This window comes from Shigella sp. FC1967, from assembly GCF_001743005.1.
GTDB lineage: Bacteria > Pseudomonadota > Gammaproteobacteria > Enterobacterales > Enterobacteriaceae > Proteus.
The window spans coordinates 1-231 of the sequence record NZ_MIIZ01000369.1 but is presented as its reverse complement, the minus strand read 5'-3'; the positions used below and the strand labels follow the sequence as shown (position 1 = coordinate 231).

1 pseudogene is annotated in these 231 nt (G+C 30.7%); it reads left to right on the top strand.

Annotated features, from left to right (window positions below):
• A pseudogene (locus BHE89_RS24230) lies at positions 1-231 on the top strand (hypothetical protein); the annotation flags it as partial.

Below are 231 nucleotides of genomic sequence, written 5' to 3'. Positions count from 1 at the left end.
CAGCTTGCACTTAAGTTTCCATTTATTGAATTTACTCAGCCACAAGAATTTTCATTCCACATTATTAACGATTTTTTAATCAAAAAAAATGAGCAGTTTAAACGGCAACGTCCCGTATTATTATCGTGGTGTCAGCTTGCACTTAAGTTTCCATTTATTGAATTTACTCAGCCACAAGAATTTTCATTCCACATTATTAACGATTTTTTAATCAAAAAAAATGAGCAGTTT